Origin of the sequence: Paenibacillus nanensis, assembly GCF_003583765.1 — a bacterium.
GTDB lineage: Bacteria > Bacillota > Bacilli > Paenibacillales > Paenibacillaceae > Pristimantibacillus > Pristimantibacillus nanensis.
In genome coordinates this window covers 189,738-208,792 of record NZ_QXQA01000004.1, presented here as the reverse complement: position 1 = coordinate 208,792, position 19,055 = coordinate 189,738, and the positions used below count along the sequence as shown (strand labels likewise).

Annotated in this window: 16 protein-coding genes; 5 read left to right on the top strand and 11 right to left on the bottom strand. The window is 55.8% G+C overall.

Going from position 1 to position 19,055, the window contains the following annotated elements:
- Positions 1-8: 8 nt before the first annotated feature.
- The 10 genes from D3P08_RS09110 to D3P08_RS09065 form a co-directional block, all read right to left on the bottom strand.
- Entirely contained in the window at positions 9-788 is a 780-nt protein-coding gene (locus tag D3P08_RS09110) for a class I SAM-dependent methyltransferase (protein WP_119599208.1), read from the bottom strand.
- The gene (gene mutL / locus D3P08_RS09105) at positions 785-2,881 is read right to left on the bottom strand and encodes a DNA mismatch repair endonuclease MutL (RefSeq protein ID WP_119599206.1); all 2,097 of its coding nucleotides are present in this window, start codon (positions 2,879-2,881) and stop codon (positions 785-787) included. Before mutL ends, D3P08_RS09110 begins: the two co-directional genes overlap by 4 nt.
- 23 nt (positions 2,882-2,904) lie before the next feature.
- Positions 2,905-5,574: a DNA mismatch repair protein MutS gene (mutS, locus tag D3P08_RS09100; protein ID WP_119599204.1), complete on the bottom strand. Its 2,670-nt coding sequence runs from the start codon at positions 5,572-5,574 to the stop codon at positions 2,905-2,907.
- A 1,015-nt stretch (positions 5,575-6,589) separates the two neighbouring features.
- Positions 6,590-7,852, bottom strand: a complete 1,263-nt coding sequence (locus D3P08_RS09095) for a putative amidoligase domain-containing protein (RefSeq protein WP_162848408.1) — start codon at positions 7,850-7,852, stop codon at positions 6,590-6,592.
- Between the two features lie 279 nt (positions 7,853-8,131).
- The gene (locus D3P08_RS09090) at positions 8,132-8,701 is read right to left on the bottom strand and encodes an outer spore coat protein CotE (RefSeq protein WP_119599200.1); all 570 of its coding nucleotides are present in this window, start codon (positions 8,699-8,701) and stop codon (positions 8,132-8,134) included.
- 210 nt (positions 8,702-8,911) lie between these two features.
- A complete protein-coding gene (locus D3P08_RS09085) occupies positions 8,912-9,889 on the bottom strand; it encodes an aromatic acid exporter family protein (protein WP_119599198.1) in 978 nt (325 codons plus the stop codon).
- Between the two features lie 50 nt (positions 9,890-9,939).
- On the bottom strand, positions 9,940-10,782 hold the full coding sequence (locus tag D3P08_RS09080) for an ABC transporter permease (RefSeq protein WP_119599196.1): 843 nt from the start codon (positions 10,780-10,782) through the stop codon (positions 9,940-9,942).
- Entirely contained in the window at positions 10,775-11,572 is a 798-nt protein-coding gene (locus tag D3P08_RS09075; protein WP_119599193.1) for an ABC transporter ATP-binding protein, read from the bottom strand. The genes D3P08_RS09080 and D3P08_RS09075 overlap by 8 nt, the downstream gene beginning before the upstream one ends.
- A gap of 33 nt (positions 11,573-11,605) precedes the next feature.
- The gene (locus D3P08_RS09070; RefSeq protein WP_206098943.1) at positions 11,606-12,619 is read right to left on the bottom strand and encodes an ABC transporter substrate-binding protein; all 1,014 of its coding nucleotides are present in this window, start codon (positions 12,617-12,619) and stop codon (positions 11,606-11,608) included.
- A gap of 150 nt (positions 12,620-12,769) precedes the next feature.
- Positions 12,770-14,284 carry a carboxypeptidase M32 gene (locus D3P08_RS09065; RefSeq protein WP_119599186.1) on the bottom strand — a complete coding sequence of 505 codons (1,515 nt, stop codon included), beginning with the start codon at positions 14,282-14,284 and terminating at the stop codon, positions 12,770-12,772.
- A gap of 128 nt (positions 14,285-14,412) precedes the next feature.
- Between D3P08_RS09065 and D3P08_RS09060 the strand changes: the two genes are divergently transcribed.
- Both D3P08_RS09060 and D3P08_RS09055 read left to right on the top strand, forming a co-directional pair.
- Positions 14,413-14,730: an iron-sulfur cluster biosynthesis family protein gene (locus D3P08_RS09060; protein ID WP_119599185.1), complete on the top strand. Its 318-nt coding sequence runs from the start codon at positions 14,413-14,415 to the stop codon at positions 14,728-14,730.
- A 48-nt stretch (positions 14,731-14,778) separates the two neighbouring features.
- A complete protein-coding gene (locus D3P08_RS09055) occupies positions 14,779-15,336 on the top strand; it encodes a beta-class carbonic anhydrase (RefSeq protein WP_119599184.1) in 558 nt (185 codons plus the stop codon).
- 281 nt (positions 15,337-15,617) lie between these two features.
- Here the strand turns inward: D3P08_RS09055 and D3P08_RS09050 are convergent, their stop codons facing one another.
- Positions 15,618-16,145 carry a DUF309 domain-containing protein gene (locus D3P08_RS09050; RefSeq protein WP_119599183.1) on the bottom strand — a complete coding sequence of 176 codons (528 nt, stop codon included), beginning with the start codon at positions 16,143-16,145 and terminating at the stop codon, positions 15,618-15,620.
- A 108-nt stretch (positions 16,146-16,253) separates the two neighbouring features.
- Here D3P08_RS09050 and D3P08_RS09045 point away from each other — a divergent pair, with 108 nt between their 5' ends.
- From D3P08_RS09045 to D3P08_RS09035, 3 genes are all read left to right on the top strand, one after another.
- Positions 16,254-16,688 (top strand): hypothetical protein, encoded by a 435-nt coding sequence (locus tag D3P08_RS09045; RefSeq protein WP_240647389.1) that lies wholly within the window; start codon positions 16,254-16,256, stop codon positions 16,686-16,688.
- A 2-nt stretch (positions 16,689-16,690) separates the two neighbouring features.
- On the top strand, positions 16,691-16,978 hold the full coding sequence (locus D3P08_RS09040) for a YxcD family protein (protein ID WP_162848407.1): 288 nt from the start codon (positions 16,691-16,693) through the stop codon (positions 16,976-16,978).
- Between the two features lie 128 nt (positions 16,979-17,106).
- Positions 17,107-19,026 (top strand): glycosyl hydrolase family 18 protein, encoded by a 1,920-nt coding sequence (locus D3P08_RS09035; RefSeq protein ID WP_240647388.1) that lies wholly within the window; start codon positions 17,107-17,109, stop codon positions 19,024-19,026.
- Positions 19,027-19,055: the final 29 nt, after the last annotated feature.

Sequence of the window (19,055 nt, the reverse complement as noted above, 5' to 3'; positions counted from 1 at the left end):
CTGCATGCTCAGTCAATAGTAATCACTCCATATGCGATTTTCGATGTATTGAAACGGCTGCGCTCGAACCCTAATCGTTGAAATTCGCCGCTTTTCCCGTTTTCCTTCATAATGACCGTTTTCCTTGCTACACGCTTCGCTTGCTCAACGACCTCGTCCGTCAAGGCGTCCATGTTCGCGAGAGTCCGGAATGCCCCTATTGCCGCAGACTCCATGATCGGCTCGCGGAACATCGGATCGAAGTAGACAATATCCGCGCTTTTATCCGGCTGTGCCGCCAAATAGTCCGCATGATTCCTGCAAAGCAGCGTAATCCGCCTCATCGCCGCATCGACATCGGGAAGCCCCGACTCGTAAGTCGCAAGTCCTTGCCTTACAAGCGCGCATAGGACGGGCTCGCTTTCAAGCGCGGTTACCTGTCCCTTTTCGCCAGCCGCATACGCGAACACAAGGGAATCGGCGGCCATGCCGGCGGTGCAATCGATAACGCGGTCGCCCGGTTCGCAGCGCGAAAGCTGAATCAGCGGATCGGTCTCTCCCCTGCGCAGCCGCTTCACCCGAATAAACGCCATGCTCGGATGAAAGTAGAGCGGCGGCTCGTCCTGATGATCGTAATATCTCGTTTCCTTGTCCGTTACGATCATAACCCGGCCGTCGCCGCTAGCCTGAAGCAGCTTTTTCACGGATAAGCCTCTTCGCGGCGTGACGGGTGCGCCAAGCTCGGCGCTTAGAAGTCTGGCCCGCTCCCAAGCCTTCTCCGACGGGTTCGGGGCTGTCGTAATGATCATGACATCACCCGTTTGAACATTTTTTCCAGCTGATACGTCGACAAGTGAACGATGATCGGCCTGCCATGCGGGCACGTGTACGGCTGCTCGCAGCGGGAGAGACGTCCGAGCAGCGCGTCCCCTTCTTCCCTTGTCATCCGGTCATTCGCTTTAATCGACGCTTTGCAGGCGCACATGATCGCCGCCTTCTCTCTCAGCTTTGTTATGTTAATCGATTTGCGCTCTTGAATAAGGAGTTCCGCCATCTCTTCGATCAGCGCCTGCTCCTCGCCCTTCGGCATCCATTCCGGATAAGCGCGGACGAGGAAGGTTTGCGGGCCAAACGGCTCCATCTCCACGCCCGCTTCCTTAAATAGCCCGAGCAGCTCCCGAAGCTGGGCCGCGTCGCCCGGCGTAAACTCCAAGGTTAACGGAACGAGAAGCCCTTGACTTGCAGATACAGGATTCCCAAATTTATGAAGATAGTATTCATAATTGATTCTTTCGTGGGCCGCGTGCTGGTCGATCAAATACAGCCCGTCATCCGCTTGCGCCACAATATACGTGCCGTGATGCTGCCCGATCCAATGAAGCTCCGGAAAGCGGGGAGTCTTCGCCGCCGAATCGTCCGCGGGTTGGTCCGCCTCCTGAGAAGCGAGTTCTTCCGCTCGTGCACCCGATTGCTCAGAGGATGCAGCCTCAGGCTCTTTCCCTATAGCATTGAAGGCTGGATCGGCAGAAGCCGTTTCTGTCTCAAATACGGGCGTATCGGCCGTTTCGCGTATAGTCCATTCGGTTTTATCAACGGGTATAGGCTGGCTGGGCGCTGCGGGCGCGTACAGCTTTTCCGCCGCCCCCTTCGGCACATATTCCCTGCCGCCGTTGGGCGGGTTCATTCGGGGAGGGCTATAACCCGTCCATGAAGAACGGTCTCGGCTGAACTGCTGTTCGGAACGGTAAGCGGGAGCAGCGGGAGCGCTGGACTCTTTAGCCGCCGCCGCTTCCTGCGCCGCGTTTTCAACGATTTTTTTGTCCCGGTCCGCGATATGGAAGGAGATCGAGTCCTGCACGTACAACGGGCCCGACCTCTCGCTTCTGCCCCCGGTGCTTGCTCCCGGAATATAGCGCTGGGAGACGAGCGCCTCCCTTACGGCTCGTTCAATTAAAGCGCGCAATTCCGCTTCTTTGCTGAACCGGACCTCCATTTTGGACGGATGCACGTTAACGTCGAGCAAGCCCGGATGCATGCCGAGCTCCAGCACGACAAGCGGGAACCGGTTAATCGGCAGCAGCGTGTGATACGCCTGCAGCAGCGATTGATTAACGGTATGGCTGCGGATATAGCGTCCGTTCACGACAACCGTAATGCCGTTCCGGTTCGCTCTCGTTAGATCCGGCTTCGAGATATAACCTGTCAGCTCGTAATCCGAATCGGAAGCCGATACAGGCAGCATCGCCTTCGCCGCGCTCGTGCCGTAAATTGCCGCGATAACCTGCAGACGGTCGCCCGTGCCCATCGTCCGGAGCAGCGTGCTGCCGTTATGCTTGAGCGTAAAGGCGATTCCAGGATGCGCCAAAGCCAGACGGTTAATATAATCCGAAATGTGGCCGAGCTCCGTCTGGATCGACTTCATATATTTCAAACGCGCGGGCGTGTTATAAAACAAATCCTTCACGCTCATATCCGTTCCTTGCGGCGCGTTCGCCGGCTCGTCGGCCGTAATGTGACCGCCCTCGATGACCAGCTTGCGGGCCAGCCCGCTGTTCGAGTCGGCGGATACGCACGTCAATCTGGAAACGGCCGCGATACTCGGCAGCGCCTCTCCCCGAAAGCCCAAGCTCGCGATCCGGAACAGATCGCTGCTTGTCGATATTTTGCTTGTGGCATGCCGTTGGAAGGCGGTCTGAATGTCGGAAGCTTCAATGCCGCCTCCGTTGTCCGTGACGCGAATCAAGCTAAGGCCGCCCTCCTCGATCGTAATGTCGATCGTGGTGCTGCCGGCGTCAACCGCGTTTTCGACCAGCTCCTTGACGACGGAGGCGGGACGTTCAACCACTTCGCCCGCCGCGATCTGATTCGCCAGCTGCTCGTCCAGCACTTTAATTTTCGACAAGTTGATCCGCTCCTTCCGCTGTATTAATCTCTAAGCTTCGATTTTTGGTCGTTCAGCCACTGCATGGCCATCATCGGCGTCATGTTGAACAAATCCAATTTCCGGAGCTCCTCCGCAAGCTGCTCGGCTTTCGGCGACGCTTTTTTAGCTTTGGCGCTGTCGGCTGCCGCCGCGGATTCCTCGAACATCGATAATTGAACGACGGCGCCATACTGAGCGGCTTGCTCGGCCGCGATGGCGGGAGGCTCAGGCGTAGCTTGACGCTTGGGAGCCGGTTCCGGTGTCTTGGGCGCGCTAATGCTCGGGGACGCGTCCTCCGTCTCCTCCAGCAGCTCGTAAGCCCGTTCGATGATCGAGCCCGGCAAGCCCGCAAGCTGAGCGCAATAGATGCCGTAGCTCGTGCTCGCCGCCCCTGGAACAAGCTTGCGCAGGAACGTTACGTCGTCGCCGCTTTCTTCGACAGCCATCCGCGCGTTGGACAGCGAAGGCAGCGTATCCTCGAGATGTGCGAGCTCATGGAAGTGGGTCGAGACAAGCGCTTTACATCCAATGTGGTGGTGCACGAACTCAATGACGGCTTGCGCGATCGCCATGCCTTCGCCCGTAGAAGTCCCGCGTCCAAGCTCGTCAATAATAACAAGGCTGTTCGCGGTCGCCTTTTCGGTCATAATTTGAATATCCTTCATTTCCACCATAAACGTGCTTTGACCGCCGATGAGGTCGTCGGCCGCGCCGATTCGCGTAAAGATCCGGTCGATCAGCGGAATAACCGCCGACTTCGCCGGCACGAAGCAGCCGATTTGCGCCATTACGGAGATAAGGGCGGTTTGGCGCATGTAGGTGCTCTTGCCCGCCATATTCGGGCCTGTGATGAGCAAGATACGCTGCTCCTCGGTACGGAGGCGCGTATCGTTCGCGATAAACGGCGCGCCGTCCATCATCGCCTCCACAACCGGGTGTCGTCCTTCTTCGACGTTCAAGTCGAAGCCCTCCGTTATTTGCGGCCGGACGAAGCGCCTTTCCGCGCTGACGGTTGCGAATGACTGGTAGACGTCAAGCTCGGCGATAATCGCGGCCGCCTTCTGCAGACGGTGCAGGTGCAGCGCCAGATGATCCCGCAGCTCGATGAACCTCGCGTATTCGAGATCGATCATTTTATCCTCGGCTTCGAGAATGAGCCGTTCTTTCTCCTTCAGCTCCGGCGTCACGAAGCGCTCCGCGTTCGCAAGCGTCTGCTTCCGCTCGTAACGGCCTTCCGGCAGCATCGACAGGTTCGCCTTCGACACTTCCAAATAATAGCCGAACACTTTATTAAAGCCGATTTTTAGCGATTTAATGCCGGTAAGCTCGCGCTCCGTCCGCTCCAGCTCGGCCAGCCACTTCTTCCCGTTGACGCTCGCCTCGCGCAGCTGGTCCAAATAGTCGTCGTAGCCTACGCGAATGAGTCCGCCTTCACGGATGGATACCGGGGGCTCGTCGACCAGCACCGTATCGATCATATCCGCCAGATCGGAGCAATCGTCGCTGCCTTCCACCAGCTCCATCAGAACTTTGGACCCTGACGACCGGCATAGCTGCGTTAACGCCGGGATACGGCGAAGCGACGACTTGAGCGCGTTCAGATCGCGTCCGTTCGCGTTGCCGTAAGCGACGCGGCCGACAAGCCGCTCCAAGTCGTAGATCGGCGTCAGCTCCGCGCGGAAGTCCTCGCGCAGAATTAAGTCGCGGTACAGCGTCTCCACCGCGTCAAGCCTGCGCTCGATGGCGGTTTTGCTAAGCAGCGGCTTATCGATCCACCGTCTCAGCAGGCGGGCGCCCATCGACGTGCCCGTCCGGTCCAGAAGCCAGAGCAGGGAGCCTTTTTTGCTGCGGTCTCTTACCGTCTCCGTCAGCTCGAGATTTCTTCGCGTGTAGTGGTCCAATATCATAAATTGGTTCGGCTCGTAAGCCGATATCGTACGGACATGGGCAAGCGACCGCTTTTGCGTCTCTTCGAGATAACCCGTCAAAACGCTGACCGCCTGCTGCCTGGCGGCCGACAGCTTCTCGACCTGTTCGGAGCCGAATTGCGCCGCAAGCCTCTCCAGCGCTATCGGTCCCCGCGTCGTCAGGGGAGCTTGACGGTTCCAAGCGTCCGCGCTTCTCAGCTTGTCCAATAGATGCTCGTCGCCCACGACCTCCGAGGGGGTGTAGACATTAAGCTCATCAACCAAGGCGTCCATCGAATCGGGGAAGGACGTGACATACAGCTCCCCGGTCGACAAGTCGCATGCGGCGAGCCCCATCATGCCGCCCGCCGTCGTCGCGGCTGCGATGAAGTTGTTTGTTTTGCCCTCGAGAGACTTCGATTCCATAACCGTTCCCGGCGTAATGATGCGCACAATTTCCCGGCGCACGACGCCTTTTGCGGCTGCGGGGTCCTCCACTTGCTCGCAAATTGCAACCTTGTAGCCCTTTTCGATCAGCCTGCTAATATAGTTCTCGGCGGAGTGATAGGGAACGCCGCACATCGGAATTTTGGCATCGCCCCCGCCTTCTCTGCCTGTCAGCGTAATTTCCAGCTCGCGCGCCGCGTTGATCGCGTCGTCAAAAAACATCTCGTAAAAATCGCCCAAACGGAAAAAGAGAAAAGCGTCCTTCGCCTCTTCCTTCACGGACAAATATTGTTGAATCATCGGAGTATACCCGGCCATCGAACGTTCCTCCATGTCTATGTATCGATAATGATTGCGCACATTGCTCAAAGCGAAACCTCATCTCATCATTATACCAATCTAAGACGCTGTAAGCTATAACGGAAAGCTAGCAAGATGGCGGGAGCCTTTCGTGTAAAAGAAAGAGGTACAAGGGAGAAGCAGCGATGTACGCCTAAACGGTGGTTGAGCGGGCCTGCGGCTATTTCGATATGAGCGGGCTTAGGAGATTTAGGCCGGTCGCAGCGCTATATTTCTCTCTGCTCCTCGATCGTTGGCTATCTAAGTCTTTCGTGACGCCTTATTTCGAGCGATGAAGCCGCCTTTGGGGATTTTAGGCGGCCGGAACGACCTATTCCCATCACTAGAGCGGTTGGAGATGGTTTAGGTCGGCGGCGACGCCTTAAATCGAGCGATGAAGCCGCCTTTGGGGATTTTAGGCGGCCGGAACGACCTATTCCCATCACTAGAGCGATTGGAGATGGTTTAGGTCGGCGGTGGCGCCTTAAATCGAGCGATTGAGCAACCTTCGGGGATTTTAGGCGGCCGGAACGACCTATTCCCATCACTAGAGCGATTGAAGGCGGTTTAGGTCGGCGGTGGCGCTTAAAATGAGCGATTGAGCATCATTTGGAGATTTTAGGCGGCCGGAACGACCAATTCCCATCATCTGAGCGATTGGTGATGGTTTAGGTCGGCGGTGGCGCTTAAAATGAGCGATTGAGCATCATTTGGAGATTTTAGGCGGCCGGAACGACCAATTCCCATCACTAGAGCGATTGATGGCGGTTTAGGTCGGCGGTGGCGCTTAAAATGAGCGATTGAGCATATTGGGAGATTTTAGGCGGCCGCAACGTCCTATTCCCATCATCTGTGCGATTGGAGATGGTTTAGGTCGGCAGCGGCGCCTTAAATCGAGCGATTGAGCAACCTTCGGGGATTTTAGGCGGCCTGACCGTTCTATTTTCCGGGCCAATTATATAAGTGTGCAGGCCGGCGGATCAGCGAATCTGTTTTATTGCAGCTTAGGCTGAGGGATGCGCCACTTCGCGCGGATATCGGCGCTCTCGTCCCAGGTTTTGCCGCGGCGCGCGGCATCGAATAGCGGCTCGATGTACTGCGCGAGCGCGGGATAGCTTTCGGTCGCGGCAATCGCCGCCGCGACCTCGTCAAGGCAGCCGGCGAGCTCTGTGCGGTCGCCGGCGTAATAGGCCTCCGCGTACCGCTCCTCCCGGGCCGGCACGCGGGGCATGCGCATGGCCTCGCGCGCGCACAGCAGAGCGAGCGCGAAGGCCGCTTTGGCCGCTGCCGGCGACACAAGCCAGCTCGGCAGCGTCCGGTACTCGAACCCGCCATGCGGCTGCAGGCGGACGTCCCCGAGCGCGCCGTAGCGGGGACGCCGGCCCCGCCCGGCGGGATCCTCGACCAGCGCGAGCGGGTACGCCGCGCAGCTGTCGAGCAGGCGGAGCAAGCGCCCCGTGAGCGGCGCTCCGCTAATATGGATGTGCCCGCCGAGCGCCAGCCCCGGCAAGGGCATCGCCCCGGCGACCCAGCGCAGCGCGGGGTCGCTCACGCGGACGGCGGCGCGCGCAAGCAGGCGCCGCACGTTCGCGGCCAGCGCGGCGGGCGTCTCCGCCGGCGCGGGCCGCAGCTCGGCGACGGGATAGATCACCCGCCGCCCCACAACCATGGCGTCGGCGCCGGTCGCCCCGGCGGCGCCTTCGCCGAAAAAGCGCGACGCCGGAGCCAGCTTCCCGGCCGGCGTCAGCAGCGCGAATTCGGGGTCGGCGCCGATCAAGATCCGCCCGCCGCCTCCCCCGGCATCCGCCGCGGCATACCGCGCGGCGAACGCTTCAAGCGCGGCCTCTCCCGCGGCTGAATCCGCGGCAAGCGGCCGCGCGTCCAGCACGATCGCGCGGCCTCCGTCGCTAAGCGCGACCTCCGCCTCGCCGATGTCAAGGCCGAGCGCATAGAGGGCGCGGGCGGCGGCCCGCGCAGCCCGGCGCTGCGCCTCCTCCTCCGGCCAGCCGTCGTCACCGAGCCGCGGCGGGCGTCCGCGGCCGATCCGCTCGAAACGCCAAGGCTCTTGATTGACGATAGTGACCGCATATACCCTCGCCGGAAGCGGTTTCTCCGCGTTGCAGCTGATGCCCGCCCGTTTCCACAGCCTGCGCTTCGTATCCGCGCTCATGCGAGCCGCCGAGCCCGCGCCTTCGTTCAGCACCCAAACGCCGTGAGACGCTGCAAGCGGGACTTCCAAGCTGACGCTACCCGCCATGACCGCATCGCCTTGACGCGCTTTATCCGGCAGCGGAGAAGCGCTGCCATCAGCCGTGCCGACTAGGAGGAAGGGCTCCCCCTCCCCGCGCCAAATCCAAGTCGCCGCCACCTCGCTCACCCCCTCTTCGCCAAGCATGCCGAACGATGCGTTGGACAGTAACCGCTCCGGCGCGTTCCAAGCTTCGAAATAAGTAAAAAAAAGAGGGCTTTCGCCCTCGAAATCGCCGCATATGCGGCATATACTGCGATAACTGAATAGATAAAAGGACCGGATGCCTTACAGCTCGTCGTCCAGCAGGTCGGCATCCAGGTCTTCATAGTCTTCGTCATCTTCGCCGATTCCGAAGTCCAGATCCTTGTCGTCCATGTCACTGCAGCCGCCTGGCACTACCGCTACGCAAACCTTCGTCTCGGCGATCATTTCAACCGCAAACTCGCGCTCTACCCGAATGTTCACGCTTTGACCGTTCGAAGAAATATTCGCTTCGATCGCGTTCGGTTCCTGTAGCACTTCCGCGGACACTTCCTCCGTTGAAGCCCTATGTTTGGGATCGACATAAGAGAGCGGTACGTTTTCGACGAATTGTACGGATTCTTTGGCCACATCCGTTTGCGAGTTTCTGTTATACGAATACCAAATGTTGAGCTCGTAAGTACCGATCACCTCAATACCGTCGCCCGAACGAACCGCTTCATACTGATGGTTAATGACCCATGCGCCCAGTATACTGGTCGGATTATGAGGCGGTGTTACGGTATGGGTTACAGTGGAAAACTTACGACCCTTGCCGCAGACAGCTTTCGTAATAATTTCTCTGCACTGTAGCTGTTTATCTGCAATAGTCATTGATTTAACCTCCTCCATACAATCATTCAATTAAAGTGTATGCAGGTCTTAGGCGTTTGTTGATTAAACGGGTCCAAACAAACAAATTTATTTTACAGGCCTCCCGCGGCAGCGCCATTCCCCGCAGGAAACGAAAGCATAGCCGTAAGAATGGTTTCACACTACATATCTATTCCATTCCAGACCGAAATATGAAAAGCAAATCGCGGATTAATTCGACCTCGCAAGTCCGGTTTCTTGTTCGCCCGGCTTCTTTTTGAGCCGTCTGGCCACGGCCAAATAACGGTCCACTTCATGAAGGAGTGTATACAGCGACGCCCTGATTTCGAATTCCTCGCGGGTAGTCGGAAGCTCCATCTCCCGGAACGACTTCATAAGCGCGAACACCATCTGCTCCGCCTTGCCCCGGTACACCTCCGATTTGACGTCGCCGGCCAATTGTTCTAGAAGCTCAGCCAGAAGCTCGCCTTGCGGCCATTTCTCGTAGACGAGCGACAGCTCGGCAAGCATTTGCTGAATCGAATAGAGCTGCTGCCTGCGCATTTCGAAATAGGTAGACCAGTAGGATTCATATCCCCAAATGCGATTCTCCCGATTTCGAATCGAGAGATTGACGCCCTGCTCGATGGAGCCGTGGGCATCCAATATTTCGCCGCCGTTCCAAAGATGCTTGGGGTTGCGCAGCGTGGTCGCCATTTCGCGGAAGATCGAGCTGAAATCCTCCTCCAGCCTCGCTCTGATGGCAAGCAGCTCCTTGTCTTCCCTCGGCATATAAACGACGTTAATGACGGTCGCCCAGCCGAGACCGGATAACAGCAGCAAAATTTCGTTCGCAATAATATCGACATTCACTTCGCCGTGAGAAAACAGCTGAAACACGATGACGCTGCTTGTCAAAATTCCGCCCTTTAGCTGGAACCGCGACAAGACCGGAAAGGTCACCATAATGAATATCGCTACCACCCAATAGTGGAAGCCCAAGACCGTAAAGATGACCGAAGCGAAAAAAAGACCCAGCACCGAAGCGACAAAACGGGCGGAAACGCTCTTCAGCCCTTTCATTCGCGTCACTTCAACGCCGAGTATCGCAAGGATGCCCGCAGACAGCGCGGGCGTTAAGTCTAAATAATATGCCGTATAAATCGCCGCGATTGCCGCGACGGCTGTTTTAATAACCCGAATACCCATTTATGCTTACCCCGGTTCCGATAAAATAATGGAAATGCCTTTCCATCATCCTACCTTTCCCGCCAACCCTCCGTCAACTTCCGCTCAAGCGCCGAGACGAGCTGATACATGACCGTCGCGACAACCGCGATGACGACGAGGCTTGAAAGGACAAGCGTAAAGTTGAACACTTGGAAGCCGTAAATAATCTGATAGCCGAGCCCGATCTTCGCGACAAGAAATTCCCCGACGATTACGCCGATCCAAGCAAGGCCGACGTTCACCTTCAGCGTCGAAATGATGACAGGGAAGGAGCCGGGCAAAATTACGAGCCGGAACAGCTGCAGCCGATTCGCGCCGAACAGCCTCACAACCTTGATATAGCCGCTGTCGATTTCCCTGAACCGGTTATAAATATTAATCGTTGTTATAATAACGGTCACCATTAACGTAATCGCGACAATCGACGAAAAGCCCGGACCAAGCCCCACGATAAAGATCGGTCCCAGCGCGACCTTCGGCATGCTGTTGAGCACAACCAGATAAGGATCCAGAACGCGTGACAAGAACGGAAACCACCATAATGCCGCCGCGATAATCGTCCCGACCGCGGTGCCAAGCACAAAGCCGACGATCGTCTCGAGTACGGTCGTCCCTACATGCGGCCATAGCGTTCCGTCGGTCATGGAGGTCCAAAGCTGATCGAACAGCTTGGAAGGATAGCTGAACAGCAGCGGATCAATCCATCTGTTCCGCCCCGCCGCTTCCCATAAGCCGATAAAAAGGAGCAAAATGGCGAGCTGCGTCGCTAACGCCGCGCCGGAGATTTTGCGCATCCTGCGCTTATGGCTCGCGTATAAGCCGTTTATCAGCTTTTGCCGCTCCTGCTGAACAACGTTTTGTTCCTCACGCATCGCCTCCGCCCTCCTTTCTGTCCACAGCGTTCAGCTCCGCCCACAGCTCCTCGAACAAGACCTGAAAGCCGGGGAGCTTGCGGGCCGTAATCGGGTCGGCGGATTTGATTTCGTCCGGCACTTTGATTTCTTTGCGGATATGCCCAGGATTTTTCCCAAGCACGATGACGCGGTCGCTCATCGCCGCGGCCTCCGACAGATCGTGCGTAACCAGCACGGCCGTCTTGCCAAGCTTTCGCAGCGTCTCGACGACCACATCCTCCAGCTGCATTTTGATATGAAGGTCGAGAGCGGAGAACGGCTCGTCGAGCAGCAGCACCTCGGGCTCCGTTACCATCGTGCGGGCCAAAGCGACGCGCTGCCGCATGCCGCCCGACAGCTCATGCGGAAACCGTCCGCCTAAGCCTTCAAGCCCCAGCTCCTTCAGCCACTCGTCAACCCTTTTCATGGACGCTTTCGATTTGCTGCCTTGAATCTCAAGCCCGATCGCGGCATTGTCCCGAATCGAGCGCCATGGAAATAAGTAGTCCTGCTGAAGCATATATCCGACCTTAGGCGTCGGTCCTTTCACCGGCTCGCCGCCAAGCAGAACCTTCCCGGCTGTAGGCGGGAATAAGCCCGCCATCAAGCTGAGCAGTGTCGTCTTGCCGCAGCCGCTGGGGCCGACCAAACTGACGAATTCCCCTTTCGCTACGGAGAGATCGATGTCCTCCACCGCGAGCGAAGCGCCTTTGTCGCCCACGTAAACATGAGAGAGCCGCTGCAGCGCAAGCGCCGAAGTGTCCTTCATTTCATCGCCTCCCTTGCGCGTATTAGTTGTTCGTTACTTCACTTCCGCAATAGCCGCTTCCGCGAATTCCGTATTGACGAGAACGCCGTGCTCCGTACGCGTTTCCAGCTCTCCCGCTTCCGTGATGATGTCCAGCAGGTTGTTCCATTCCGCTTCGTCGACGATGGGATCCGCCGCGAAGGAGCCCTGCTGCTTGTAACGGTCGATCGAGCTGATCAGAATATCGCGGTCGACATTTTCGAAATACGGCAGCACCGTGTCCGCGATCGCTTCCGCGCTGTTCTCCTCAACCCACTTCTGCGCTTTGTAGACCGCGTTCGTGAACGCTTGAACCGTATCCTTGTTTTTTTCGATAAAGCTGTTTTTCGTCATAAAGACAGTATATGGAAGATGACCGCTTTCGGTGCCGAAGGACGCCACGACGTGTCCTCTGCCTTCCTTTTCAAAAATCGATGCCGTCGGCTCAAACAGCTGCACATAATCGCCCGTTCCGGAGGAGAAGGCCGGCGCGATATTCGCAAAGTCGATGTTTTGAATAAGCTCCATATCGTTGTGCGGGTCGATTCCATGCTTTTTCAGCGAGAATTCTCCCGCCATTTGCGGCATGCCCCCAACGCGCTGACCTAGGAAGACGCTGCCTTTCAGCATGCTCCAATCAAAATTGTCCACTTTCTCTCTCGCAACCAGAAACGTGCCGTCTGTCTGCGTGAGCTGCGCAAAGTTGATGACAGGGTCTTCAGCGCCCTGCTGATACACATAAATCGACGTCTCCGAGCCAACCAGCGCAACGTCAATGACATTCGATAGCAGCGCCGTCATCGTTTTATCGCCGCCCGGCGTCGTCGTCAGCTCGATCTCGAGCCCTTCCTCCTCAAAAAATCCTTTTTCGATCGCTACGTATTGCGGCGCGTAAAATAGCGATCTTGTCACTTCGCCGATTCGGACCAGCTTTTTATCCGAACCTCCGTTGCCGCAGCCGGCTAAGGCCGCTGCCGCCGCAAGGACGATGGCAAGCAGCAGCATGCTGTATGCGCGTCGTTTGCTCATCGTTCATACCTCCCGCTTTTTTAGACATATAGACGTATATCAGCCTATGCGGGAGCCGACAAAGCGGTGATTGGCACGGGATCGGGACAAAAAAAATCGGACCGCGGCCGTCCGGAGACGACCGCAGCCCGGCTTCTTGCGAAAAGCGTGCTACAGCTTATAGATATCGGTATATTTTTTTGTCAGGTAATCGACCAAGTACTGCGGATCCAGCGGCTTGCCGGTGACGGACGACACCAGCTCCGACGGCGTCCGCAGCTTGCCGTAACGGTAGATGCGCTCCTTCAGCCATTCCTTGATCGGAATCAAATTGCCTTCACCGACTAGCGACCACATGCCGGGAAGCTCTCTTTCCATTGTATCCGCAAACTGAGCGGCGTACATGTTGCCGAGCGAGTAGGACGGGAAATACCCGAACGCGCCGCCCGACCAATGCACGTCCTGCAGAACGCCTTCCGCGTAAGTTGGCGGCACAATGCCCAAGTACTCCTTATATTTATCGTTCCAAATTTCAGGCAGATCGGCAGCTTTCGCCCCGCTGTTGAAAATAAGCTTTTCGATCTCGTACCGGATAATGATATGCAGATTGTACGTCAGCTCATCCGCTTCGATTCGAATAAGAGATGGCTGGACGGTATTGTTGCCTCGGTAGAATTGATCGACCGACACGTCCAGCTGCCCCGGGAACCGTCGTTGCAGCTCGCCGAAATAACGCTCCCAGAAAGGACGGCTGCGTCCGATCACATTTTCCCAGAAGCGGGACTGCGACTCGTGAATACCCATCGACGTTCCCGTCGAAAGGGTCGTGCCGGTCAGCTCCGGCATAATATTTTGCTCGTACAGCGCATGTCCGCCTTCGTGAATGGTGCCGAATAGGGCGCTCGTCACGTCGTCCGCCAAATAACGCGTCGTAATGCGCACGTCACCGGGATTTAAGCCCGTCGCGAACGGATGGGCGCTTTCATCGAGCCTGCCGGCTTCGAAATCGTAGCCCATCTGCTCCAGGATGTAGAGGCTGAACGATTTCTGCGCTTCCTTGTCAAAGCTTTGACGCAGGAAAGACTTATCCGGCTGATGCGGCGACGCCGCAATCGCTGCGGCCAGCGGCACCAGCTTCTCTCGCAAGCCGCCAAACACATGATCCAGCTCGGCGACCGTCATGCCCGGCTCGTATTGATCGAGCAGCGTGTCATAACGGGTAGCCTTTGCTCCCCATAGGTCGATAAATTGGCTCGTATAGGAAATGACCTTGTCCAGATAGGGCCGGAAGCTTTCATAATCGTTTTCCGCCTTCGCTTCCTCCCATTTGTTCTCCGTCTGGGCGGCAATGACGACGTACTCCTGATACAGCTTTGGAGGGATTTTGACGCTTCGGTCGTAATCCTTGCGGGTTTCCGTCACTAGACGCTGATCGATTTCGGATAAATTTTCGTACGTGCCCTTCTGTTCCAAAGCGGACAGCCACTCGCCGAGCTCGGGCGATGTCTGAAGCTTGAACATGTCGCCGGACAGCATGCCGATCGCTTCGGAGCGGGTATCCATCCCTTTGCGCGGAGCGCCGGTGCGAAGATCCCAGTAAAGCACGCCGAGCGCTTCCTCGTAGCTTTTAATTTTATGTATCGTTTCTCTGAACTGGCTGAGCGCCGTTTTGTTCTCTTCCGCCATCTTGGCATATCCACCTTTCTATAGCTGCTGGAGTTCAGCGCCATCCTTGATCTTGCTGACCTGACTCCTTATAATCATCTTAAACCTGTAAAGCCGGCATGCGCAACAAGAGAAGGAGCGATCGAGAGATGCATATTACATTTACGGAAGCTGCTGTAAAAAAGCTATCCCCTTATTTAGAAGATGGCTCGAGGAAGCTGAAGCTGCTGTACGATATGGAAGGCTGCGGGTGCGCCAACAACGGCGTTCCGGCGCTGCAGCTTGTATCGGAGGCGAGCGTCGATGACCAGGAATCGGCTGGAGACCCGATTCCGTTTCTCTATGAGCCTAGGCATGAAGTGTTTTTCGAGCCTCGCATGAAAGTGGACTATAGCGAAGCCGCGAACAGCTTCAGCTTAAAAAGCGACAATCAAATCTACACGAACCAGCTGAGATTGCTCGTTTAACGTTTTTTTGACTGGCTTGTATTCGAACGAACGCTTGGAGGTAGGCTCTTGAGCAATATCGATGAAATTCTCGTTTATAACCGTCAGTTTGTAGAGACTAGAGCTTATGAACAATACGCGACTAGCAAATATCCCGACAAACGGATGGTCATTCTGACCTGTATGGACACCAGATTGACGGAGCTGCTGCCCAAGTCGATGAATTTGAAGAACGGCGACGCCAAAATCATCAAAACTGCCGGCGGCATCATTACGCAGCCCTTCGGCAATATAATGCGAAGCGTACTCGTCGCGCTGTACGAGCTCCAGGCGGACGAGGTGTTCGTCGTCGGCCATCACAACTGCGGCATGACCGGTCTGAATCCGCAGGAAATGATCGGACATATGAAAGAGCGCGGCGTGCCGGAGTCAACGATCGATATTTTGAAAAACTCCGGCGTCAATTTGCTTCGCTGGCTGACCGGGTTCGATAACGTACGGGACAGTGTCGTCAACAGCGTGAGCATTATCCGGAATCATCCTCTTCTTCCGGCTGATATTAAAGTGCATGGACTCCTTATCGACCCCGAAACCGGCGAGCTCGAGCTCATCGACAAGGGCGAATGAAACACGAGCAAAGCTTCTGAGAAGACCGGCTTATAAGACTGCGTTAAAATAAGCGTGGGAATGATCGCGATCATTCCCACGCTTCTTAATTTATGACGGCTATTCCATAATCATGATCATCGCGCTCTATAAGCGCCGCTCTTCCGTCTTCCACTTTGTATGACCAAGAGCTGACGACTTCCTCACTGCCCATTTTCAAATTGTAATCGATAATAAAAGCTACGGTAGAATGTCCGCCTTCGCTTTTCTCCAGTCTCGTCGTTTATTCCCCTTTAAGCCCGTTAACGTCTGCGCCCTTCGCTTTTCGCCCGTAACGCCGCTTCTCTCGCCGCAATCACGTCCGTCCTGTCCCGCTTCAAATGGCGATGCACGATCCATTCATTATCCTGCGGGCTGGAAGCTCCCCAAAGAAGTCCTCGCTCCTTGCAAAGCGCCGCGCATCGCGCCTTCAAAGCCGGATCCGTAAGCTGAAGCTCCATATCCGCATAATTTCGCTTTCCGCCGCCTGCAACTTTTATGCGCTCTCCCAGCTGCCGGATAAGCGACTTCTTATCAATGCCGAACCGTTCCAGATCGGAAGCACTAAGCTTCGCGAGCGCTTGCTCATACATCATCGCCGCGCCGCGCAAATTGCCCCTGCGTTCATGATATTGCCCGACGGCCGTCTGAATGAGTCCGACCCAGAGGCTGCTATTGCCGTCATCCGGATGCGCTTTCCAATATTCCTCGAGAAGCTCGTGGCATTCAAAAAAGTCTCTCGTTGCATGAAATTCCACAAGGTACGCAATATAAGCATCAGGGTATCCCAAATTTGCCTCCCCTTCCTTATAAACCGATTGAAACCTTTGTCCATCTTATCCGTATTACTGGATGTTAGCAATAGACCTACACCATATGCAGGAGGAGAACGATTCAGAATGAAAAAAGGTTTGCTGGTCATGATGGCGCTCGCTTTGTTCCTGAGCTTCGGCTTCGGACAAGTTGCAGACGCCGCGAAACGCGGGGGCTTTAAATCACCGAAACAAAGCTACACGCAAACACCGAAAAAGTCGACGGATAACGTCAGCCAGACGAATCCCGGAACAAAAACAGGCACCGGAGCCGCAACCGGAACGGCAGCAAGATCCGGCGGGTTATTCGGCGGCAGCAGCTTTATGAAAGGCATGATGATCGGCGGATTAGCCGGCTTGCTGTTCGGCGGAATGTTCGGCAGCATGGGCGCGTTTGGCGAAATTCTCGGCCTTATGATCAACTTGCTTGCGATCTTTGCGATTATTATGCTGATCCGCGTCGCGTTCGTTTATTTGCGCAGCAAGAAGAACAATACGCCTAATGAGCGGAGACCTTATTAATCGTGAGAATCTATACCGACGAGATCATTAACGCAATCTGCCTGCACACCGCTGAACGCAGAGGAATTCAGCCTACCGATGTTGAAGTGCAGTTAGGCTATGACGAAGAATATGGCATAACAGCGGAAATGTGGGTGGGCGGACGCAGCCAATATTTGATCACCGCGAATTTGCTGGAAGCCATTGAGCAGTATTTGTTTTCGCATTACAACCGCCGGGTATTCCGTTCCGACATCAGTCTCGGCATCGATGAAGAGGCCGAGGAGTTTTGGGCCGAATTTCCGGGTTAACATGACATTGCATCCCCTTCCGAACCGGAAGCGGGATGTTTTTTTATTTCCATAAGCTGTTATAGCAACTCTCCCGATTTCTTGTCGTCTAATAGAGTAGAACATTCGGGGAGAGTGACAAAGTACGTATGGCAAAAAAATTAATGGCGCTCGCCGCTATCATCCTTTTCCTGCAAGCGGTGATGGCGCCTGCGCAGGCTACGACCATTGCCGCCGCTTCCGGCATGACAAAGTACCGGGTTTACCAGAACGATAAGGCGCTCAAGGAATTTGCCAAGGAAGCCGACGCGATCCGGTACGCCAAAAGCTACAATTATAGTCATGTCGAAACCATTTCGGGCCGCAAATGGGTCTGGGATAATTTCCCGCGTTATAAGGTCTATCAGAACGGCTCTTCCTCATCCAAATGGGAGTTTCGAGCGTATGAGCAAGCTTTGGCGCTGGCCAAAACGATGAAAAACGCCCATATTCGCGATATGGAGGGACTTGGCTGGACATTTGAAACGTATGCGAACTACCGTCTCTATCAAGGCGAAATTACGCTGCCGAACTGGGAGTTTCAGTCGTTAGAGGAAGCCAAAAAAGAAGCGAAAAAATGGGGCAAGGTCCACGTAATCGATGTAAACACGAACGCTTGGGTATGGGATAATTACACCGCCGCGCAGATCAGCGAGAAGAAGAAAGCGCAAGCGGTCTATCAGCTCGTCATAGACGGCGAGCCCATCCCTGATTCAAAGCCGTACGCATTTTTGAAGGATGCGATAAACGTATCGAACGCGATCGCAGGAAGCCAAGTTGTCCATACAGCCAAAAACAAAATCGTACACTCCAATGTCCCTTCCTATGAAGTGTATCAGAGCGGAAGGTTCATTCGGTCCTATATCGGACTAGACGATGCCGTCAAATACGCGAAGACGCTTCTTAACGCGGAGGTGCTCAAGGACGGCAAATCCCTATGGTCCAGCTATCCGTACTTTGAAGTGTATCAGAGCGACCGCAAGATCAAAAGCTTCCAGAAGCTGAGCTCGGCGATGGCTTACGCCCAATACTATGCCAATATTACGATCCGGACGATTGATGGCCGTGCGCTATGGAGCAACATCAAATCCCTGCAGTTCCTCGGCTGGAACGGCAGCAGCTCAAGCGCAACGATACTCGGCCATGTCGCGGGTACGCAAGGACTGGATATTGACTCGCCAACCTGGTTCGAGCTTACGTCGGCGGACGGCGCGATGAAGGACACGTCTGACCCTGAAGTCGTCAAGACGTTAAAAGCGCAAGGCATTCAGGTCATGCCGCTCGTCCACAACGGCTTCGACCGCGAGCTGACGACCGCCTTCTTGAAAGACGGCGCGGCGCAAACCAAGTTTATAAACGCGTTAGTAAACAAAGCCTCCGCGCTAGGCGTGTACGGCATTAATCTTGACTTTGAAGAGGTGGCCGCAGCCGACCGCACGGCTTTTACCGCATTCGTTCAGAAGCTGACAACTGCCGCTCATGCCAAAAAGCTGAAGGTCTCCATCGATCTTCTCCGCGGGGACGCCAGCTGGAACCACCGAACCGCTTACGATCACGCGGCGATCGGCGCCATTGTCGATACCGTGATCATTATGGCTTATGACGAGCATTGGAAAGGCAGCAAGGAGCCGGGCTCGGTTGGAGGCTTACAGTGGGTGGAAGAAGGCGTGAAGCAATACTTGGATTACGGGATCCCGCGGAGCAAGCTGATGCTTGGCATTCCATTCTACGTCCGGGAATGGCGGATCGACGCGGATGGCAAGCTGGTTGACAATCGGGCGATTCTGATGAAAGACCTGCCCGGCCTGATCGCCGGCACAAATGCTGCGAAAACATTCGATCCGGAATCCGGCCAATACAAGTACAGCTATAAAAAAGACGGTTACACGCACGTCTTCTGGGCGGAGAACGACGACACCGTGCTGAAACGGATCGCGATCGCGAAAAAATATGATCTGGCCGGAATCGCTGCATGGCGGCTCGGCTATGAAGACGCGGAGCTTTGGACCAAAATGCTCCGGGCTAAATAAACGATCGAAAGAAACAGCCCCTTGAAGGA